The organism is Mesorhizobium sp. M7A.F.Ca.CA.002.04.1.1 (genome assembly GCF_004022805.1).
Lineage (GTDB): Bacteria > Pseudomonadota > Alphaproteobacteria > Rhizobiales > Rhizobiaceae > Mesorhizobium > Mesorhizobium ciceri.
Genome location: NZ_RZPL01000033.1, coordinates 1 through 16,666, shown reverse-complemented (window position 1 = coordinate 16,666; position 16,666 = coordinate 1). Strand labels below are relative to the sequence as shown.

General features: G+C 63.1%; 17 protein-coding genes and 1 pseudogene. 17 read left to right on the top strand and 1 reads right to left on the bottom strand.

Annotated elements, in window-relative coordinates:
• Positions 1–533: FAD-dependent oxidoreductase (locus ENZ75_RS03440; RefSeq protein ID WP_164887719.1), on the bottom strand; the 533-nt coding region annotated here is incomplete at its 3' end.
• Positions 534–966: 433 nt separating this feature from the next.
• Between ENZ75_RS03440 and ENZ75_RS03435 the strand changes: the two genes are divergently transcribed.
• The 17 genes and pseudogenes from ENZ75_RS03435 to ENZ75_RS03355 form a co-directional block, all read left to right on the top strand.
• Complete coding sequence (locus ENZ75_RS03435) at positions 967–2,256, top strand: imelysin family protein (RefSeq protein WP_063170455.1); 1,290 nt, start codon at positions 967–969, stop codon at positions 2,254–2,256.
• Positions 2,257–2,368: 112 nt separating this feature from the next.
• Entirely contained in the window at positions 2,369–2,680 is a 312-nt protein-coding gene (locus tag ENZ75_RS03430) for a (2Fe-2S)-binding protein (RefSeq protein WP_013527915.1), read from the top strand.
• A complete protein-coding gene (gene bfr, locus ENZ75_RS03425; protein ID WP_013527914.1) occupies positions 2,646–3,131 on the top strand; it encodes a bacterioferritin in 486 nt (161 codons plus the stop codon). Before ENZ75_RS03430 ends, bfr begins: the two co-directional genes overlap by 35 nt.
• A gap of 12 nt (positions 3,132–3,143) precedes the next feature.
• Positions 3,144–4,745: a di-heme oxidoredictase family protein gene (locus ENZ75_RS03420; RefSeq protein WP_063169985.1), complete on the top strand. Its 1,602-nt coding sequence runs from the start codon at positions 3,144–3,146 to the stop codon at positions 4,743–4,745.
• A complete protein-coding gene (locus ENZ75_RS03415; protein WP_063169986.1) occupies positions 4,745–5,824 on the top strand; it encodes an imelysin family protein in 1,080 nt (359 codons plus the stop codon). The genes ENZ75_RS03420 and ENZ75_RS03415 overlap by 1 nt, the downstream gene beginning before the upstream one ends.
• 1 nt (position 5,825) lies before the next feature.
• The gene (locus ENZ75_RS03410) at positions 5,826–6,932 is read left to right on the top strand and encodes a DUF1513 domain-containing protein (RefSeq protein ID WP_063169987.1); all 1,107 of its coding nucleotides are present in this window, start codon (positions 5,826–5,828) and stop codon (positions 6,930–6,932) included.
• 95 nt (positions 6,933–7,027) lie between these two features.
• Positions 7,028–7,705, top strand: coding sequence for a tRNA (adenosine(37)-N6)-threonylcarbamoyltransferase complex dimerization subunit type 1 TsaB (gene tsaB, locus ENZ75_RS03405; protein WP_063169988.1), 678 nt, complete (start codon positions 7,028–7,030; stop codon positions 7,703–7,705).
• A gap of 83 nt (positions 7,706–7,788) precedes the next feature.
• Entirely contained in the window at positions 7,789–8,283 is a 495-nt protein-coding gene (gene rimI / locus ENZ75_RS03400) for a ribosomal protein S18-alanine N-acetyltransferase (protein ID WP_063169989.1), read from the top strand.
• Between the two features lie 21 nt (positions 8,284–8,304).
• The gene (locus tag ENZ75_RS03395; protein WP_063169990.1) at positions 8,305–9,105 is read left to right on the top strand and encodes a 1-acyl-sn-glycerol-3-phosphate acyltransferase; all 801 of its coding nucleotides are present in this window, start codon (positions 8,305–8,307) and stop codon (positions 9,103–9,105) included.
• 113 nt (positions 9,106–9,218) lie between these two features.
• Entirely contained in the window at positions 9,219–10,589 is a 1,371-nt protein-coding gene (miaB, locus tag ENZ75_RS03390; protein ID WP_244514371.1) for a tRNA (N6-isopentenyl adenosine(37)-C2)-methylthiotransferase MiaB, read from the top strand.
• 83 nt (positions 10,590–10,672) lie between these two features.
• Complete coding sequence (locus tag ENZ75_RS03385) at positions 10,673–11,665, top strand: PhoH family protein (protein WP_023758127.1); 993 nt, start codon at positions 10,673–10,675, stop codon at positions 11,663–11,665.
• Between the two features lie 18 nt (positions 11,666–11,683).
• A complete protein-coding gene (gene ybeY / locus ENZ75_RS03380; protein WP_013527905.1) occupies positions 11,684–12,184 on the top strand; it encodes an rRNA maturation RNase YbeY in 501 nt (166 codons plus the stop codon).
• A gap of 28 nt (positions 12,185–12,212) precedes the next feature.
• Positions 12,213–13,343 carry a hemolysin family protein gene (locus tag ENZ75_RS03375; protein ID WP_063169992.1) on the top strand — a complete coding sequence of 377 codons (1,131 nt, stop codon included), beginning with the start codon at positions 12,213–12,215 and terminating at the stop codon, positions 13,341–13,343.
• Between the two features lie 16 nt (positions 13,344–13,359).
• Positions 13,360–13,830 (top strand): annotated as a pseudogene (locus ENZ75_RS03370) (VOC family protein).
• Between the two features lie 101 nt (positions 13,831–13,931).
• The gene (gene lnt / locus ENZ75_RS03365) at positions 13,932–15,524 is read left to right on the top strand and encodes an apolipoprotein N-acyltransferase (protein ID WP_063169993.1); all 1,593 of its coding nucleotides are present in this window, start codon (positions 13,932–13,934) and stop codon (positions 15,522–15,524) included.
• Between the two features lie 142 nt (positions 15,525–15,666).
• Positions 15,667–16,086 carry a helix-turn-helix domain-containing protein gene (locus ENZ75_RS03360; protein WP_013527901.1) on the top strand — a complete coding sequence of 140 codons (420 nt, stop codon included), beginning with the start codon at positions 15,667–15,669 and terminating at the stop codon, positions 16,084–16,086.
• 169 nt (positions 16,087–16,255) lie between these two features.
• A partial coding sequence (locus tag ENZ75_RS03355; RefSeq protein ID WP_281061224.1) for an S-adenosylmethionine synthetase N-terminal domain-containing protein occupies positions 16,256–16,666 on the top strand: 411 nt, incomplete at its 3' end.

The window sequence follows — 16,666 nt, the reverse complement described above, 5'->3', positions numbered from 1 at the left end:
AGCCGGTCCACCGCCTCGACCACTGTCACCGTGCGGCCGGCGGCCCTCAACGTGGCTGCGATCTCCAGCCCGATGAAACCGCCGCCGAGGATGACGACTTCGTCGGTTTGCGCGCTGAGGTCGCGAATCAGCCGCGCATCGGCCAGCGAGCGCAGCGACAGCACCCCGGACAGATCGGCACCGGGCAGCGGCAGCGTGCGCGGGCGCGAGCCTGTCGCCAGGATCAGGTGGTCGAAGGCAAGCGCACCACCGCCGGCAATATCCAAACTGCGGCGTCCGGCATCGATGCGATCGATCCTGACGCCAGGCCGGTAGTCGATGGCGCTGCCGGTGTAAAAGGCCTCGCCGCGCAAGGGTTGTGGCTTGGCCTCGGCATCCTTGATGAAGGTCTTCGACAGCGGCGGCTTGTGGTAGGGCAGTTCGTCCTCATCTCCGACGAGGATTACCGGTCCGTCATAACCGTCCTCGCGCAGACTTGCGGCCGCTTGCACGCCCGCATGGCCCGCGCCGACAATGACCACACCGTTCTTCATCGCACTCAATCCCGATTCTACCCTAGGATGTTCCGCCAGATGGCAATTGTCTGGCACCGCTGCAAGCGAGCTTTTGCGGGTCGCATCCGGGATGGCGGCTGTCAATCGCACAGTTCAGCGGCAAGACCGGTGCAGGAAAATGCATAAAGTTGACAGTCGCAGTTTAGAATAATTCTAAACTGTTGTTTCGATTGACTTTTCTTGCGGATTGTCATTGACATCCGACGGTGTCGCAGCTTTATGGAAGCTCGCGCGTCAGCGCATCCCTTTAATGTCTGGGCCTTGAACCCTTTCGATTGGAGGCATTTTGGTGTCTTTCTTCCGCGAACCGCGCGATGGCGCGGCATCTCTTGCGCCCAATGGCCCGCAGATGGCCTGGCGCCGGTTGCTGCGCGCGCCGTTTACAGAATTTCCGAGAAACTGGAGAGTGATCATGACAGCACGATATGGCAGCAGGCTTGCGGCGATCGGCGCCACTGCCCTGCTGACGGCGGCGGTATTCGTGTTGCCGGCAAAGGCGGAAACCGATGTAAAGGCGGTCATCAAGACCTATTCCGACATCGCGCTCGCGAAATACGAAGATTCGCTGACCACCGCGCAGGCGCTCGACAAGGCGGTCGACGCGCTGCTCGCCACGCCATCGGTGGAAACCCTCAACGCTGCCCGTGACGCCTGGAAGGCATCGCGCGTTCCCTACCAGCAGACCGAAGTCTACCGCTTCGGCAACAAGATCGTCGACGACTGGGAAGGCAAGGTGAATTCCTGGCCGCTGGATGAAGGCTTGATCGACTATGTCGCCAAGAGCTACGGCACCGAATCGGACGCGAACGCGCTCTACACGGCCAATGTGATCGCCAACAAGGAGATCGAGATCAACGGCAAGAAGGTCGATGCATCGAAGCTTTCGCCGGAATTCCTCTCCGGCACGCTGCAGGGAGCCGGCGGCATCGAGGCCAATGTCGCCACCGGCTATCACGCCATCGAATTCCTGCTCTGGGGCCAGGACCTGCATGGCACCGGCCCGGGTGCCGGCGAGCGCCCCGACACCGACTACGACCTCAAGAACTGCACCGGCGGTAATTGCGACCGCCGCGCCGAGTATCTGAAATCGGCCAGCGACCTTCTGGTTTCGGATCTTCAGGAGATGGTCGGCAACTGGAAGGAAGACGGCGCCGCCCGCAAGGCTCTTGTCGATGGCGAGCCGAACACGGCGATCTCGACGATCTTCACCGGCATGGGCTCGCTGTCCTACGGCGAACTGGCCGGCGAGCGCATGAAGCTCGGCCTACTGCTGCATGATCCGGAAGAGGAGCACGATTGCTTCTCCGACAACACCTACAATTCGCATCTCTACGACGCCATCGGCATTCGCGCGGCCTATCATGCGAGCTACACGCGTCTCGACGGCACCATCGTTTCGGGTCCTTCGGTGGCCGATATGGTGAAGGCGGCCGACCCGGCGATCGACAAGGAACTGTCTGACAAGCTCGATGTTTCGGTCGCCAAGATGGAGGCGATCAAGGCGCGTGCACTGGCCGGCGAGGCCTATGACCAGCAGATCGCCGAGGGCAACATTGAGGGCAATGCCACCGTCCAGGCGGCGATCGATGCGCTGATCGATCAGACCAAGTCGATTGAGCGCGCCGTCGGCTCCCTGAAGCTCAGCACCATCGCCTTCGAAGGGTCCGACAGCCTCGACGCGCCGGACAAGGTGTTCAAGTAAGGGGTAAACGACGGAGACTGACCCGGAGCCGGACAACCGGCTTTGGAACGGCCTCCGCCAGAAGATCAAGCCACACGGCGCGGGAGACGCCGTCAGCCAGCCGAGCAAGCCAATGCTGATTTGTCATTGCAACATCATCACCGAGAAGGAGATCGAGCAGACGATCGTCGGGCTGCTGGACCAGGATCCCTGGCAGTTGATCGTGCCGGCGAAGATCTATCATGCAATGCAAAAGCGCGGTCGCTGTTGCGGCTGCTTCCCAAATGTGGTGGAAACGATCATTCGGGTCACCGAAAACTACCACGCCCGCTCGGAGGCGAGCGGCGTGGATGTCGTTTCACACCTGGATCGCGTCAGAGGCCTGCGCATCCAATACGGGAGCAGAATTCATGAAAGGCGATCCGCAGATCATCGAGCGGCTTAACGAGGCCCTTTTTCTGGAGCTTGGGGCCGTCAATCAGTACTGGGTGCATTTCCGTCTGCTTGAGGACTGGGGATACGCGAAGCTGGCAAAGAAGGAGCGGGCGGAATCGATCGAGGAGATGCACCATGCCGACAAGCTCGTCGCCCGCATCATCTTCCTCGAAGGCCATCCGAACCTGCAGTCCGTGGCGCCGCTGCGCATCGGGCAGAACGTCAAGGAAGTGCTCGAATCCGACCTTGCCGGAGAATATGACGCACGTACCGCCTACAAGCGTTCGCGCGAAATCTGCAACGACGCCGGCGACTACGTGACGATGAAGCTGTTCGAGGAATTGCTGGCCGACGAGGAGGGTCACATCGACTTTCTTGAGACGCAGCTCGACCTGCTTGCCTCGATCGGCGAGGAGAAATACGGCCAGCTCAACGCCGCATCGGCAGACGAGGCGGAGTAAGGGCATGCGGGAATGCGGCGCCTGCTAGAATTCGTGCGCCGCTCGCGGCGGGCCAATGGCTCGCCGCCCCCTGAGAAGACGCCAGCCGGATTGGCGCGTCGGCGCTGTGTCATGCTCGTGTTGGCGCTTACCTCTTCGGCGATGGCGGGTGATCTTCAGCCGGCCGGCTTCGCTACCACGCGCACCGACCTCAATGCGAAGGATCAGGCGCGCGCCATCGCCGTCACCAGGCCGACCACGGATTTTTCCAGGCCAGAGCCGTTCGAACTGATGCAAGGTGGCGCCGGCACGTCCCGAAAGGACGTCAGCCGCGATTCCTTCTCGCAATCCTCGGCCAACCTCACCTTCGAGGAACAGGGCGACTTCAAGCTTGGCAATGCCCTTTTCCGCAAGAACTGGGTCTCGTCGCCATCCTCGACGCAGGCGTCGGACGGGCTCGGCCCGCTGTTCAACGAACGTGCCTGCCAGAACTGTCATCTGAAGGACGGCCGCGGCCGCCCGCCGCAAGGCGACGCCGGCACCACGTCGATGTTCCTGCGGCTGGCCCGCGACGCCAGCAGCGTGGAAGAGAAGGCGGCGCTTGCCGACCATGAGGTGCTCAACTTCCCCGACCCGGTCTACGGCAGGCAATTGCAGGAGCTCGCCGTACCCGGCCTGCCCGGTGAAGGCAGGATGCATATCGACTATCAGGAACGTAAGGTAGAGCTGACGGACGGCGCTGTGATCTCCTTGCGCAAGCCGAGCTATTCGGTTGACGGCCTTGGCTACGGGCCGCTTGACCCACGCACCACACTGTCGCCGCGCCTGACCCCGCCGATGATCGGCCTGGGCCTGATCGAACAGATCGCGCCGTCTGATATTCTCGCCCAAGCCGATCCGGACGACAGGGACGGCGACGGCATTTCCGGCAGGCCGAACATCGTGCGCGATAGCCTGAACGGGGAACTGACGCTCGGCCGCTTCGGCTGGAAGGCGCAGACCGCGTCGATCCGCCAGCAGGCGGCGGATGCCTTTGCCGGCGACATCGGCATCTCGACGCTCGAAGAGCCGAGGCATTGGGGCGATTGCACTGCTGCGGAGGCAAAATGCCTCGCCATGCCGAACGGCGTGCAGCAGCGTCTTGGCCCGGTCGAGGCGCCGCCGCCGGTGATGGATCTCGTCACCTTCTATTCGCAGAACCTGGCCGTGCCGTCGCGCCGGGACCTCGACCGGCCGGACGTGCTCGCGGGCAAAAAGACATTCTACGAGATCGGCTGCATTGCCTGCCATACGCCGAAATTCGTCACGCGCCGCGATACGCCCAATAAGGCGCAGGCCTTCCAGTTGATCTGGCCCTATTCCGACTTCCTGCTGCACGACATGGGGCCTGATCTGGCCGATGGCCAGGCCGTGGGCGATGCGACGGGCAATGAGTGGCGCACGCCGCCGCTGTGGGGCATCGGCCTGACCGAGACAGTCAACGGCAATTCCTTCTTTCTGCATGACGGGCGCGCGCGCAGCCTGGCTGAGGCGATCCTGTGGCATGGCGGCGAGGCGCAGAAAGCGCGCGACCGTTTTGCCGCCGCTAACGCGACCGAGCGTGACGCATTGCTCAAATTCCTGGAGTCACTGTGATGTTCAAGCGTTCTGCATTGTTTTTCGCTCTTCCGCTGGCCCTGCTGGGCGTTGTCCCTGCGTCGGCGGCGGTCAAAGCCTCCGACATCATCCAGCGGGCGATCGATGGCTTCGTCCGCCCGGCCTATGCCGGCCTGCACGAGCATGCGGAAGCCTTGACCGGATCCATGCGCAAGCTGTGCGTCACGCCCTCGCAAGGAGAGCTCGATGCCGCACGCGCCGAATTCTCCGCCACCGTCTATGCCTGGTCGTCAGCCGAAATCATCGGCTTCGGGCCGATCAAGGAGAACAACCGGCTGGAACGCATGCTGTTCTGGCCGGATCGCAAGAGCATTGGCCTGAAGCAGGTGCAGGCGGCGCTGTCGGCGAAGGATCCAACCGCCACAGATCCGGCACAGCTGGCCGGCAAGAGCGTCGCCATGCAGGGGCTGGGCGCGCTGGAGTTCGTGCTTTACGGCGACGGCGCCGATGCACTGGCCGGCAAGGATGATTCCTACCGCTGCGCCTATGGCACTGCTGTTGCCGGCAACATCGAAACCATGGCCGGCGAGGTCAGCGCCGCCTGGAACAAACCGGACGGCTTTGCAGCGCTTTGGGCCAATCCGGGGCCGCAGAACCCGCTCTACCGCGACGGCAATGAAGCGGTGACCGAACTGGTCGGCGTCTTCATCAACGAGCTGGAAATGGTGCGTGACGTGCGCCTGAAAGGGTTTTTCGGCGGCAAGCCGGACGCGGACAAGCCGAAACAAGCGATCTATTGGCGCTCGCAAAACACCACCGCGTCACTGGCCGGCAATCTCTCCGGCATCGATACGCTGTTCCAGGCCTCGAAACTTGGCGACGCCCTGCCGGCCGATGCGCGCTGGATGGCCGAAGCGATCCACATCCAATTGGTCAACGGTGTCGCCACCGCCAAGGCCGTCAGCGGTCCAATCGACAAGGCGCTTGCCGATCCGGCATTGCGCGACAAGCTCGATCATTTCGCGCTGATCACCTCCAGCCTGTCGACCCTGATCGGGACCAGGTTGACCGCTGAATTCGGCCTGACCGCAGGCTTCTCCTCGCTGGATGGGGACTGAATTGAAAACCCCGCTGATAGATCGCCGCGATTTCCTGAGAGCTGCAGGCGTTGGCTTCATGGCCGCGATGGCGCCATCGGCCTGGGCAACGACGCTTTCGACCGACGCCGTCTTCGCCACCGCTTTCGTCAAACGCGACGGCAGCTTTGGCGCTGCCGTCCTGTCCGAGGCCGGCAAAGTCCTGCATGCGATCGATCTGCCCGATCGCGGCCACGATGTCACCTTCGATCCCATATCGAAACGCTCGGTGGTCTTCGCGCGGCAACCCGGCACCTTTGCCGTGGTTTTCGACCATTCGGGCCGTGATGCGCCGCTGACCATCGCCAGCATCGCCGGCCGGCATTTCTTCGGCCATGGCGTGTTTTCGGCCGACGGTGCGCTGCTCTATGCCACCGAAAACGACTTCGACAACGCCGCCGGCGTCGTCGGCGTCTACGATGCGCGGGCGAAATTCAGCCGTGTCGGCGAGTTCCCGACCTATGGAATGGGTCCGCACGAGCTTCTGCTCCTGGGCGATGGCAGGACGATTGCGGTAGCAAATGGCGGCATCGAGACCCATCCGGATTACGGCCGCGCCGAGCTCAACATTGCGACCATGAAGCCGTCCTACGTGCTGATAGACCGCGTCACCGGCGACCTCATCGAGAAGCACGAATTGCCGGCCGCACTGCATCAGCTGTCGATCCGCCACATGGACACCGATCCGTCCGGCACGGTCTGGTTCGGTTGCCAGTACAGGGGCCCGGGCACCGATCGTCCGCTGCTGGTCGGCCGCGCGGTGCGCGGCAAGGAATTGCAACTGCTCGACATGCCGCAGGACGTTTTGTCCGGCTTCCGCAACTACATAGGCTCGGTCGCCGCCAATCCGGCTGCCGGCACGGTCGCGGTCTCCTCGCCGGAAGGCAACTCGCTTGTCGTGCTCGATGCGGCCAGCGGACGGGTCGTCGCGAACAGCGCGCTGGTCGAGGTCTGCGGCGTGGCTCCCGATGGAACCGGCTTCATGGCCACCACCGGCGCTGGCGAGATCGTCGAGGGCAGTGGTGCGACACGCTCCGAACCGGACTATGTCTGGGACAACCACATGCTGCGCATCGAGCAGGCCGCATAGGCCACAAGCGAAGCCGCTTAACGAATTATGCACTATCCCCTTGCGGTGGCGGGCCGTGGCGGGCACAGGGAATTGTCTTTCGAACCGGTTGCTTCATGAAATTGCTTGCCATCGACTGTGCCGCCAACCTCTGCGCCGCTAGCGTCTATGACGCGACGGCGAAGCGGGAGCTCGGCCGCTCGGTGCTCGATCTCGGCAAGGGCCATGCCGAGCAGCTGATGGCGGTCATCGCCGAAGCGCTGGAGGCAGGCGCAACCGACTATGCAGGTCTTGGCGCCATTGCCGTGTCTGTCGGCCCCGGTTCCTTCACCGGTCTGCGGGTCGGCGTCTCGACCGCGCGTGGCCTGGCGCTGGCGCTGAAGATACCGGCAATCGGAGTGACGACACTGGAGGCGCTGGCTGCCGAAGCAGCGACGGCATTTCCCGGTCGCGCCGTGCTGGCGGCGCTGGATGCCGGCCGTGAGGAGATCCACGCGGCTTTTTACGACGAAAGGTTAGTCTTGACTTACGGTCCGGCCGTGGCCACGCTGGCCGACGTGGTGGCAATGGCGAAGGCAACGTCTCTGGTGCTTGCCGGCACCGCTGCAGCGCTCATCAGCGCATCGGCCGGGCGCGAATTCGATGTCGGCCCTCGGACGGCCACCGCCGACATTGTCACCTACGCCCGCCTGGCTGCCGCCAAGGGCGCGGGCGAACGGCCGAAACCACTCTATCTGCGCGGCGCCGACGCCAAGCCGCAGGCCGGGTTCATTCTTTCAAGGATCAGACCATGATCCCGAAAAGTGGAAGCCGGTTTTCACGGACAACGGTTCCCGTTTGTCCAGAGATCATGGTCAAACAAGAAAACAAAAATTAGATGCGCATACCTTTTCTCCAATCACGCCGCCGGGACTATGCGCTCGAGCCGCTGAGGATCGCCGACAGTCCGGCGGTCTCGCTGCTGCATCGCGAGGACTTTGTCCGCCCCTGGACCGATGGCGAATTTGCCGCCTTGCTCGAACAGGACACCGTGTTCGGCTATGCCGCGCGCGAAACCGGACAGGGCTCCAAGCCGCCCGTCGGCTTCGTGCTGGCGCGGCTTGCGGCAGGCGAGGGCGAGATCCTGACCGTCGCGGTGGCGCGATCGCATCGCCGGCAGGGGTTGGGCTGGCAATTGATGGACGCGGTGTTGCGCGAACTGCACGCGCAGCGCGCCGAAGCGCTGTTCCTCGAGGTCGACGAGACTAATGTCGCGGCGATCGCGCTTTATCGCCGGCTGGGCTTCCGCGAGGTCGGCAAGCGGCCGAATTACTACAGGTCGGCCGAACACGGACCGACCGGCGCGCTTGTCATGCGCCGCGATCTTCGCTAGCGAGACGGCCGGGATGGGGCGATGATCAAGAAAATCAGGATTTTCCTGGCGCTGGGCCTCGTTGTCGCCGGTTCGCTGGTCCTCGTGCCGTTACAGATACTGTCGATGAAGACCGGCTGGTGGCCGGAAACCTTCATCCTCAAGATCTGGCACAGGCTGATCATCAGGGCGCTCGGCATGCGCATCCATGTCAAGGGGACGCTGTCCGACAAGCGCCCGCTGCTGGTTGCGTCCAATCACATCTCCTGGACCGACATCATGGTGCTCGGCTCTTTTGCCGACGTAAAATTCATCGCCAGGGCTGATATGGAAGGCTGGCCGCTGATCGGCATGCTTTCGAAGCTGCAGCGTACCGTGTTCATCGAGCGCGAGCGCAAGCGTTCGTCGGGCGACCAGGCAAGCGAGATTGCCAGCCGCATGGCCAAGGGCGATGCGATGGTGCTGTTTGCCGAGGGCTCGACCGGCGACGGCAATATGGTCCTGCCGTTCAAGAGCACGCTGTTCGGCGCCGCCTCGATGGCGATTTCGGAAGGCGCGGCGGAACAGGTGTTCATCCAGCCGGTGGCGATCGCCTATACGCGTCTGCACGGCGTGCCGCTCGGCCGCCGGCATCGCCCGCTTGCCGCCTGGATCGGCGATGAGGATTTGATGCCGCATCTCAAGGTATTGCTGGCGGAGGGCGCGCTCGACGTCGAGGTGCATTTCGGCGAGGCAATCGCCTTTTCCAAGGGTTCGAACCGCAAGGAGACGTCGAAACTGATGGAAAGCCAGGTGCGTGAGATGATGCAGGCGGCGCTTGCCGACCCGCGGCCGAGCCGCTAGCCCCGGCATGCCCTTGCTGGCGCGGGCCGAGAATCGTCTGTTTTTTGTCACGGAAAGGCGTTAGAAGCCGCCTTATGGACTTGAACACGATAGAAAGCGACGACATCGGCACTATGGCTGGACAGCCGGCAGTGCTTTCCACGGCAGCGAAAAAAGTCTTCATCAAGACCTATGGCTGCCAGATGAACGTCTATGATTCGCAGCGTATGGCCGATGCGCTGGCTGCCGACGGCTATTCCGCGACCGATGCCATTGGCGAGGCGGACCTGGTGCTGCTGAACACCTGTCATATCAGGGAGAAGGCGGCCGAAAAGGTCTATTCCGAGCTCGGCCGTATCCGCGACATGAAAGCCGAGCGTGCCCTGGCCGGCCGCGAGATGCTGGTCGGCGTCGCCGGCTGCGTGGCGCAGGCCGAAGGCGCCGAGATCATCCGCCGTTCGCCGGCCGTCGACCTGGTCATCGGCCCGCAGACTTATCACCGGCTCCCCGACGTGCTGGCGCGGGTGCGCGGCGGCGAAAAGATCGTCGAGACCGACTACGCCATCGAGGACAAGTTCGAGCATCTGCCGCAGTCCAAGCGCGCCGAGGTCATCAAGCGCGGCGTCACCGCCTTCCTCACCGTGCAGGAAGGCTGCGACAAGTTCTGCACCTTCTGCGTCGTGCCCTATACCAGAGGCTCCGAAGTTTCCCGGCCGGTGGCGCAGATTGTCGCGGAGGCTGAGCGCCTGGCTGAAGCCGGGGTGCGCGAAGTGACGCTGCTTGGCCAGAACGTCAATGCCTGGCATGGCCAGGGCGAGAACGGCCACGAGTGGGGCCTTGGCCGCCTGCTGTTCAGGCTGGCCGAAATCCCCGGGCTGGCGCGTCTGCGCTACACCACCAGCCACCCGCGCGACATGGATGACGAGTTGATAGCGGCCCATCGCGATCTGCCGGCGTTGATGCCCTATCTGCATCTGCCGGTGCAATCGGGCTCCGACCGCATCCTCAAGGCGATGAATCGCCGGCACACGGCGAGGGATTATCTGGCGCTGCTCGACCGTATCCGCACTGCCCGGCCTGACATCGCGCTTTCCGGCGACTTCATCGTCGGCTTTCCCGGCGAGACAGAAGCGGATTTCGAGGCGACCATGGAGCTGGTGCGTCAGGTGAATTACGCCTCGGCCTTCTCCTTCAAATATTCGCCGCGCCCCGGCACGCCAGGCGCCGAAATGGCCGATCATGTGCCGGAAACGGTCAAGGACGAGCGCCTGCAGCGGCTGCAGGCTCTGCTTGTGAAGCAGCAGCAGGACTTCGGCTTGAGCCTCATCGGCAGCACCATCGACACGCTGATCGAGAAGCCCGGCCGCCAGGCCGGCCAGAAGGTAGGCCGCTCACCTTGGCTGCAGCCGGTTATTGTTGATGAAAAGGCCGGCGAAATCGGTGACATTATCCAGGTGCGAATCACGAAGACGGGCTACAACAGCCTGTTCGCCGAATTGGCCTGAGGGTCTCGGCAGATGAGGAGAGACGGTTGAGCGCAGCAGAGCTGAAGAACCTGCCCCCGGTACCGGCATCTGGGGCTTCTGACATGGCGCACATCGTTCTGACTTTCGACAACAACAAGCTTGCCAGCGCCCTCTATGGTCAGTTCGACGAAAACCTCGCCCGGCTCGAGCAGAAGCTTGGCGTCGACATCCGCTCACGCGGCAACCAGCTGACCATCAAAGGGTCCGCTTCTGCCGCCGAGCAGGCGCGCCGCGCCCTGGACAATCTTTACGGCATTCTCCAGAAAGGCGTCGATATCGGCCAGTCCGACGTTGACGGCGCCGTGCGCATGGCGATTGCCGCCGACGATCAGTTGACCCTGCCAACGCTGGAACGCAAGGGCAAGGTCTCCGCCGCCCAGATCGCCACCCGCAAGAAGACGATCTATGCCCGTTCGCTCAACCAGGACGCCTACATGCGGGCGCTTGAACGGTCGGAACTGGTGTTCGGCATCGGCCCGGCCGGCACCGGCAAGACCTACCTGGCGGTGGCGCACGCGGCGATGCTGCTCGAGCGCGGCATGGTCGAGCGCATCATTCTCTCGCGGCCGGCGGTCGAGGCCGGCGAGCGGCTGGGCTTCCTGCCCGGCGACATGAAGGAGAAGGTCGATCCCTATCTGCGGCCGCTCTATGACGCGCTCTACGACATGATGCCGGCCGACAAGGTCGAGCGCGCCATTGCCGCCGAAGTGATCGAAATCGCGCCGCTTGCCTTCATGCGCGGCCGCACGCTGGCGCATGCCGCCGTTATCCTCGACGAGGCGCAGAACACCACGCCGATGCAGATGAAGATGTTCCTGACGCGTCTGGGCGAAAACTCGCGCATGATCGTCACCGGCGATCCGACCCAGATCGACCTTCCCTCGAACACCAAATCGGGTCTGGTCGAAGCCTTGCGGGTGCTGGACGGCGTGGCGGGCGCGGTCACCGTGCGCTTCAACGACGGCGACGTGGTTCGCCATCCGCTGGTGGCGGAAATCGTCAGGGCCTACGACCGGGACGCCAAGCTGGCGCGTGGCCTCGGCGCCGAGAATTGATGTTGGCGATGCGGCTTCATGCCTGAGGACATAATATCCGGCGACGGGAATATTCCCGTCGACATCGACATAGCGGTTGAGGCGGGCAACTGGCCCGACGAGGCAAGCCTGACGCGGCTGGTCGATCGGGCCGTTAAGGCGGCTTTTGCCGAAACCGGCGTGGCGGGCCGTTCCGAACTCAGTCTCGTTTTTTCCGACGACGCCCATATCCAGGTTCTCAACGCCGGCTGGCGCGGCAAGGACAAACCGACCAACGTCTTGTCTTTCCCGGCTTTTCCGTTTGCGCAGGGCGGTCCGTTGCCGCCGATGCTGGGCGACATCGTGCTGGCCGCCGAAACGGTCGCCCATGAAGCGGTACTGGAAGACAAGCCTGTCGAGAACCATATCACCCATCTCGTCATCCACGGCCTGCTGCATCTGCTGGGCTACGATCACGAGACCGAGGCCGAGGCCGAGGCGATGGAAGCCGTCGAACGCGCGGCGCTTGCAAGGCTTGCCATTCCCGACCCCTACGCGTAACTACATCTGACCAATTGACCGGACGACGATGAACGACAAACCAGAGACTGCCGCCCGCCCCGACGCCGGCAGTGCAACCAAGGCTTCCGATACGTCGGAAGAGGGATCAAGTCCGAGTACCGTTGCCTCTGGTGCTAGCAGTACCTCTGCTGCTGCCGGCACCTCTGGTGCTGCCAGCATCGGCAGCGCTGCCAGCGAGACATCGCCTGCCGGTCCCTCCCTGTTCGACCGCGTTCTTGGCCTGTTCAGGCAACGCAACGGAACCAGCCTGCGGGAGGAAATCGCCGGCGCGCTTGCCGAGACAACGAGCGATGCCGGCGCCTTCTCGCCCGGCGAACGCGCCATGCTCAACAACATCCTGCGGCTGCGCGAAGTGCGCGTCGAGGACGTCATGGTACCGCGCGCCGACATTCAAGGGGTCGAAATCACGACGACGCTCGGCGATCTGCTGGGCACCTTCGAGCAATCCGGCCATTCCCGCATGCCGGTCTATTCAGAGACCCTCGATGATCCGCGCGGCATGGTCCATATCCGTGATGTGCTGGCCCACATCACCAAGATCGCGCGCGTCAAGAAGGGCCGCTCGACCAGGAAAGCACCCGTCGCCACGGTTCTCGATCTCGCCCAGGTCGATCTCGCACGCACCATTGGCGACCTCAATCTGATCCGCCCGGTGCTGTTCGTGCCGCCGTCGATGCTCGCCTCCGACCTGATGGCTCGCATGCAGACGACGCGCACGCAAATGGCGCTGGTCATCGATGAATATGGCGGCACCGACGGCCTTGCCTCGCTGGAAGACATCGTCGAGATGGTGGTCGGCGACATCGAGGACGAGCATGACGACGACGAGCCAATGATCACCCAGAGCGGCGACGGCGTGTTCATCGTCGATGGCAAGGCCGAGATCGACGACGTCGCCAAGATGATCGGCGGGGATTTCGCCGCCGGTGAACATGGCGAATATGTCGACACCATCGGCGGCATGATTTTCAACACGCTTGGCCGTGTTCCGGCCCGCGGCGAGGTGGTGCAGGCCATACCCGGTTTCGAATTTCACGTCCTCGACGCTGATCCGCGCCGCGTCAAGCGCGTGCGCATCGTGCAGAGCCAGAAGGGTGAGCGTCGCCGGCGTGCCACGGCGCGCACCGAACAGGCGTGAGCGTTTCGCTCGCACGATGACTATCGACGACCCGTTCAAGCATCCAAGTCTGGGCTCTGGTGTTTTCTACAAGGATCCGCATGCCGCGCTGGACTGGCTCGAGGCGGCTTTCGGCTTCGAGCGCAGCATGGTGGTCAGCGATGCCGAGGGAAAGCTCATCCATGCAGAGATGCGGTTCGGCGACAGCTACATCATCGTCGATTCCGAATGGAGCGATTACGTCGCCAGCCCGGCTTCGCTCTCGGGCAAGAACACGCAGTCGATCTATGTCAGGCTGAAGGGTGGCCTGGATGCGCATTGCGAGCAGGCGCGGGCGCTCGACGCTGATATAATCCAGGAGCCGGCGGATCAGTTCTAGGGTGAGCGCCAGTATCGTGCACGCGACCCCGAGGGCCATGTCTGGACCTTCACGCAGACCATCCGTTCGGTTCAGCGCGAGGAGGCCGAGCGGCTGGGGGGCGTTCAAATCGAGGGTTGGCACCGGTAGGCAGGGCCGGAGCTGTGCATCTCAGCTAGCCCATGCGCCGTTTGGAGCGCGGAGCGCAGCCTGTTAAATCTTGTGTCCTGATTCGCGACTCGGAAGTATGCATGGAGCGCCTCACCGGCCGGATAATTCTGCTTTGGGGTTGGCGGCGTGCGCTCGTGGCGTTTCTCGCAGGCGCCCTCGCGGTGCTTGGGCAGGCGCCTTACGACTTCTTCGCCGCCTGTTTCGTCTCGTTCCCGCTGCTGGTCTGGCTGCTCGACGGCGCCACCGGCGAAGCTTCAGGCAGTCTGTTCCGGCGTCTGCGGCCGGCTTTCGCCGTCGGTTGGTGGTTCGGTTTCGGCTATTTCCTCGCCGGCCTCTGGTGGATCGGCTCGGCGCTGCTGGTCGAGGCCGACAGCTTTGCCTGGGCGCTTCCCTTCGCGGTGGTCGGCATTCCTTTCATGCTCGCCTTTTTCTACGGCTTTGCGGCAATCGTTGCCCGGCTGCTGTGGAGCAACGACATTGGCCGCATCGCCGCCCTTGCCTTCGGCTTCGGCCTGGCGGAATGGCTGCGCGATTTCCTGTTCACCGGTTTTCCCTGGAATGCCGTCGGCTACGCGGCCATGCCCGTGCCGCTGCTGATGCAGAGCGTCTCGGTGACGGGCATGATCGGCATGAACGCGCTCGCGGTGTTCGTCTTCGCACTGCCGGCACTGCTGGCGGCACGTCGGCACCTGCGCCTCGGCGCGGCACTGTTTGTCGTGCTCGTCGCTGCCCATGTCGGCTTCGGCTATATCAGGCTTGCCGCTCCCGAATCGCCAGCTTCACGCAGCCTGGATGTCCGCATTGTCCAGCCGGCCGTGGACCTGTCGGAAAAATGGGATGCCTCGGTGCGCGACCGCATCTTCGCGGTCCTGATGGGGCTCTCGGGCAAGGCGCCGGATCCAGGCCATCAAAAGCCGCAACTGATCCTGTGGCCCGAAACCTCGGTGCCGTTCCTCTTCACCGAGCGTCCGGACGCATTGACGGCGCTGGGGGATATGCTCGGACCCGGCCAGATGCTGATTGCCGGCGTCGTCCGCGAGGAAGGCGGCTCGGCCGCAAATGCCGACAGCCGCTACTACAACTCCGTGGTGGCGATCGACGACAAGGGTGAAATCACGGACGCCGTCGACAAGGTTCACCTGGTGCCGTTCGGCGAATACCTGCCTTTCGCCGATCTGCTCCAGCGTTTCGGCATCGAGCAACTGGTTGCCGGGCCGATGAGTTTCGCGGCCGGCAATGAGCGGCACGCCATCACGCTACCCGACGGCATCCGTGCGCTGCCATTTATCTGTTATGAGGTGATCTTTCCCGATCTTGTGGCAGTTGACGCTGCGTCAGCGCAGCTTATTGTGAACGTTACCAATGATGCGTGGTTCGGCGACACGCCGGGTCCGTATCAGCATTTCAGGCAGGCCCAGATCCGTGCGGTGGAAAATGGATTGCCATTGGTGCGTGCCGCCAACAACGGCATCTCGGCCGTCGTCGATCCGCGCGGGCGCATCGTCGATGCGCTTGCTATCGACGCGCGCGGCGCCATCGATGCCCACATACCGATTTCCGGACAGGCGCTCATATCTCCCGGCCAACGGCGCATTAACGGAATGCTGATCATGTTGCTGTTTGCCGTTGGGGCAGCGCTGTTGAACGTAAGGCAAAGGCTACGGGTGAATTGACAGCCAACACATTAGAAACTCATACTGTAAGTGCCTGAAAATTTCTCGAAGCCGGTGGATCGTTCTGTTGGGGCAGTTGCCTCCGGCTTTGTTTGGGCAGGAAAAAAAATAGAGAAAGCCGAAAAAATTCGGCGAGGAAAAAATGACAGAAGATAACAAGAAGAAACCGAATCCGATCGACATCCATGTTGGCAGTCGCATTCGGCTTCGCCGCAACATGCTTGGAATGAGCCAGGAAAAGCTGGGAGAAAACCTCGGCATCACATTTCAACAGATTCAGAAATATGAAAAGGGCACCAACCGCGTCGGCGCCAGCCGTCTGCAGGCGATCGCGTCCATACTCGGCGTGCCTGTCGCTTTCTTTTTTGAGGATGCGCCCGGCCAGGAGCCTGTGGCGGGCCGTGGATTTGCCGAGGACGCTTCGATGGCTTTCGCTGTCGAATTCTGCGGCAGCCCTGAAGGCCTTCAGCTCAACCGGGCCTTTGTCAAGATCGCCGACGCCAAGGTGCGCCGCAGGATCATAGACCTGGTCAAGTCCCTCTCCGCCGACGATCCCGACTGATCCTCAATCACGCCAGGACCGGCGGCGCCCCGCCGCCGGTGGCACAAGATAACGGCATCGACATTCATGCCAGAGCCGAAGCACCGCTTGACGAGCGGCGCTTCGCCCCGCTAACACGTGGCGCGCCAAAATCGGCAGCCTGCCGATCGTTTTTCAAGAGGGGACACCCGTGACGCGGCAGAACTACTTCTTTACCTCGGAATCCGTTGCCGAGGGCCATCCTGACAAAGTCTGTGACCGGATTTCCGACGAGATCGTCGATCTGGTCTATCGCGAAGCCAAGAAGACCGGCATGGACCCGTGGAAAGTCCGTGTCGCCTGCGAGACGCTGGCCACCACCAACCGTGTCGTCATCGCCGGCGAAGTGCGCGTCCCGGAAACGCTGCTGAAGAAGGACAAGGCAGGCAACATCCTCAAGGATGCCGCCGGCCATCCGGTCGTCAATCCGGCCAAGTTCAAATCGGTCGCCCGCAAGGCGATCCGCGAAGTCGGCTACGAGCAGGCCGGCTTCCACTGGAAAACGGCGAAGATCGAGGTTCTGCTGCACGGCCAGTCGCCTGACATCGGCCAGGGCGTCGAC

Bases quoted from the DNA above. Each gene is read 5' to 3' on its own strand.
- ENZ75_RS03430 (WP_013527915.1), top strand. From the start codon at position 2,369: ATGCTGATTTGTCATTGCAACATCATCACCGAGAAGGAGATCGAGCAG.
- ybeY (WP_013527905.1), top strand. From the start codon at position 11,684: ATGCCTGAGGACATAATATCCGGCGACGGGAATATTCCCGTCGACATC.
- bfr (WP_013527914.1), top strand. From the start codon at position 2,646: ATGAAAGGCGATCCGCAGATCATCGAGCGGCTTAACGAGGCCCTTTTT.
- tsaB (WP_063169988.1), top strand. From the start codon at position 7,028: ATGAAATTGCTTGCCATCGACTGTGCCGCCAACCTCTGCGCCGCTAGC.
- rimI (WP_063169989.1), top strand. From the start codon at position 7,789: ATGCGCATACCTTTTCTCCAATCACGCCGCCGGGACTATGCGCTCGAG.
- lnt (WP_063169993.1), top strand. From the start codon at position 13,932: ATGGAGCGCCTCACCGGCCGGATAATTCTGCTTTGGGGTTGGCGGCGT.
- ENZ75_RS03385 (WP_023758127.1), top strand. From the start codon at position 10,673: ATGGCGCACATCGTTCTGACTTTCGACAACAACAAGCTTGCCAGCGCC.
- ENZ75_RS03435 (WP_063170455.1), top strand. From the start codon at position 967: ATGACAGCACGATATGGCAGCAGGCTTGCGGCGATCGGCGCCACTGCC.
- ENZ75_RS03420 (WP_063169985.1), top strand. From the start codon at position 3,144: ATGCGGCGCCTGCTAGAATTCGTGCGCCGCTCGCGGCGGGCCAATGGC.
- ENZ75_RS03415 (WP_063169986.1), top strand. From the start codon at position 4,745: ATGTTCAAGCGTTCTGCATTGTTTTTCGCTCTTCCGCTGGCCCTGCTG.
- ENZ75_RS03360 (WP_013527901.1), top strand. From the start codon at position 15,667: ATGACAGAAGATAACAAGAAGAAACCGAATCCGATCGACATCCATGTT.
- ENZ75_RS03395 (WP_063169990.1), top strand. From the start codon at position 8,305: ATGATCAAGAAAATCAGGATTTTCCTGGCGCTGGGCCTCGTTGTCGCC.
- ENZ75_RS03375 (WP_063169992.1), top strand. From the start codon at position 12,213: ATGAACGACAAACCAGAGACTGCCGCCCGCCCCGACGCCGGCAGTGCA.
- miaB (WP_244514371.1), top strand. From the start codon at position 9,219: ATGGCTGGACAGCCGGCAGTGCTTTCCACGGCAGCGAAAAAAGTCTTC.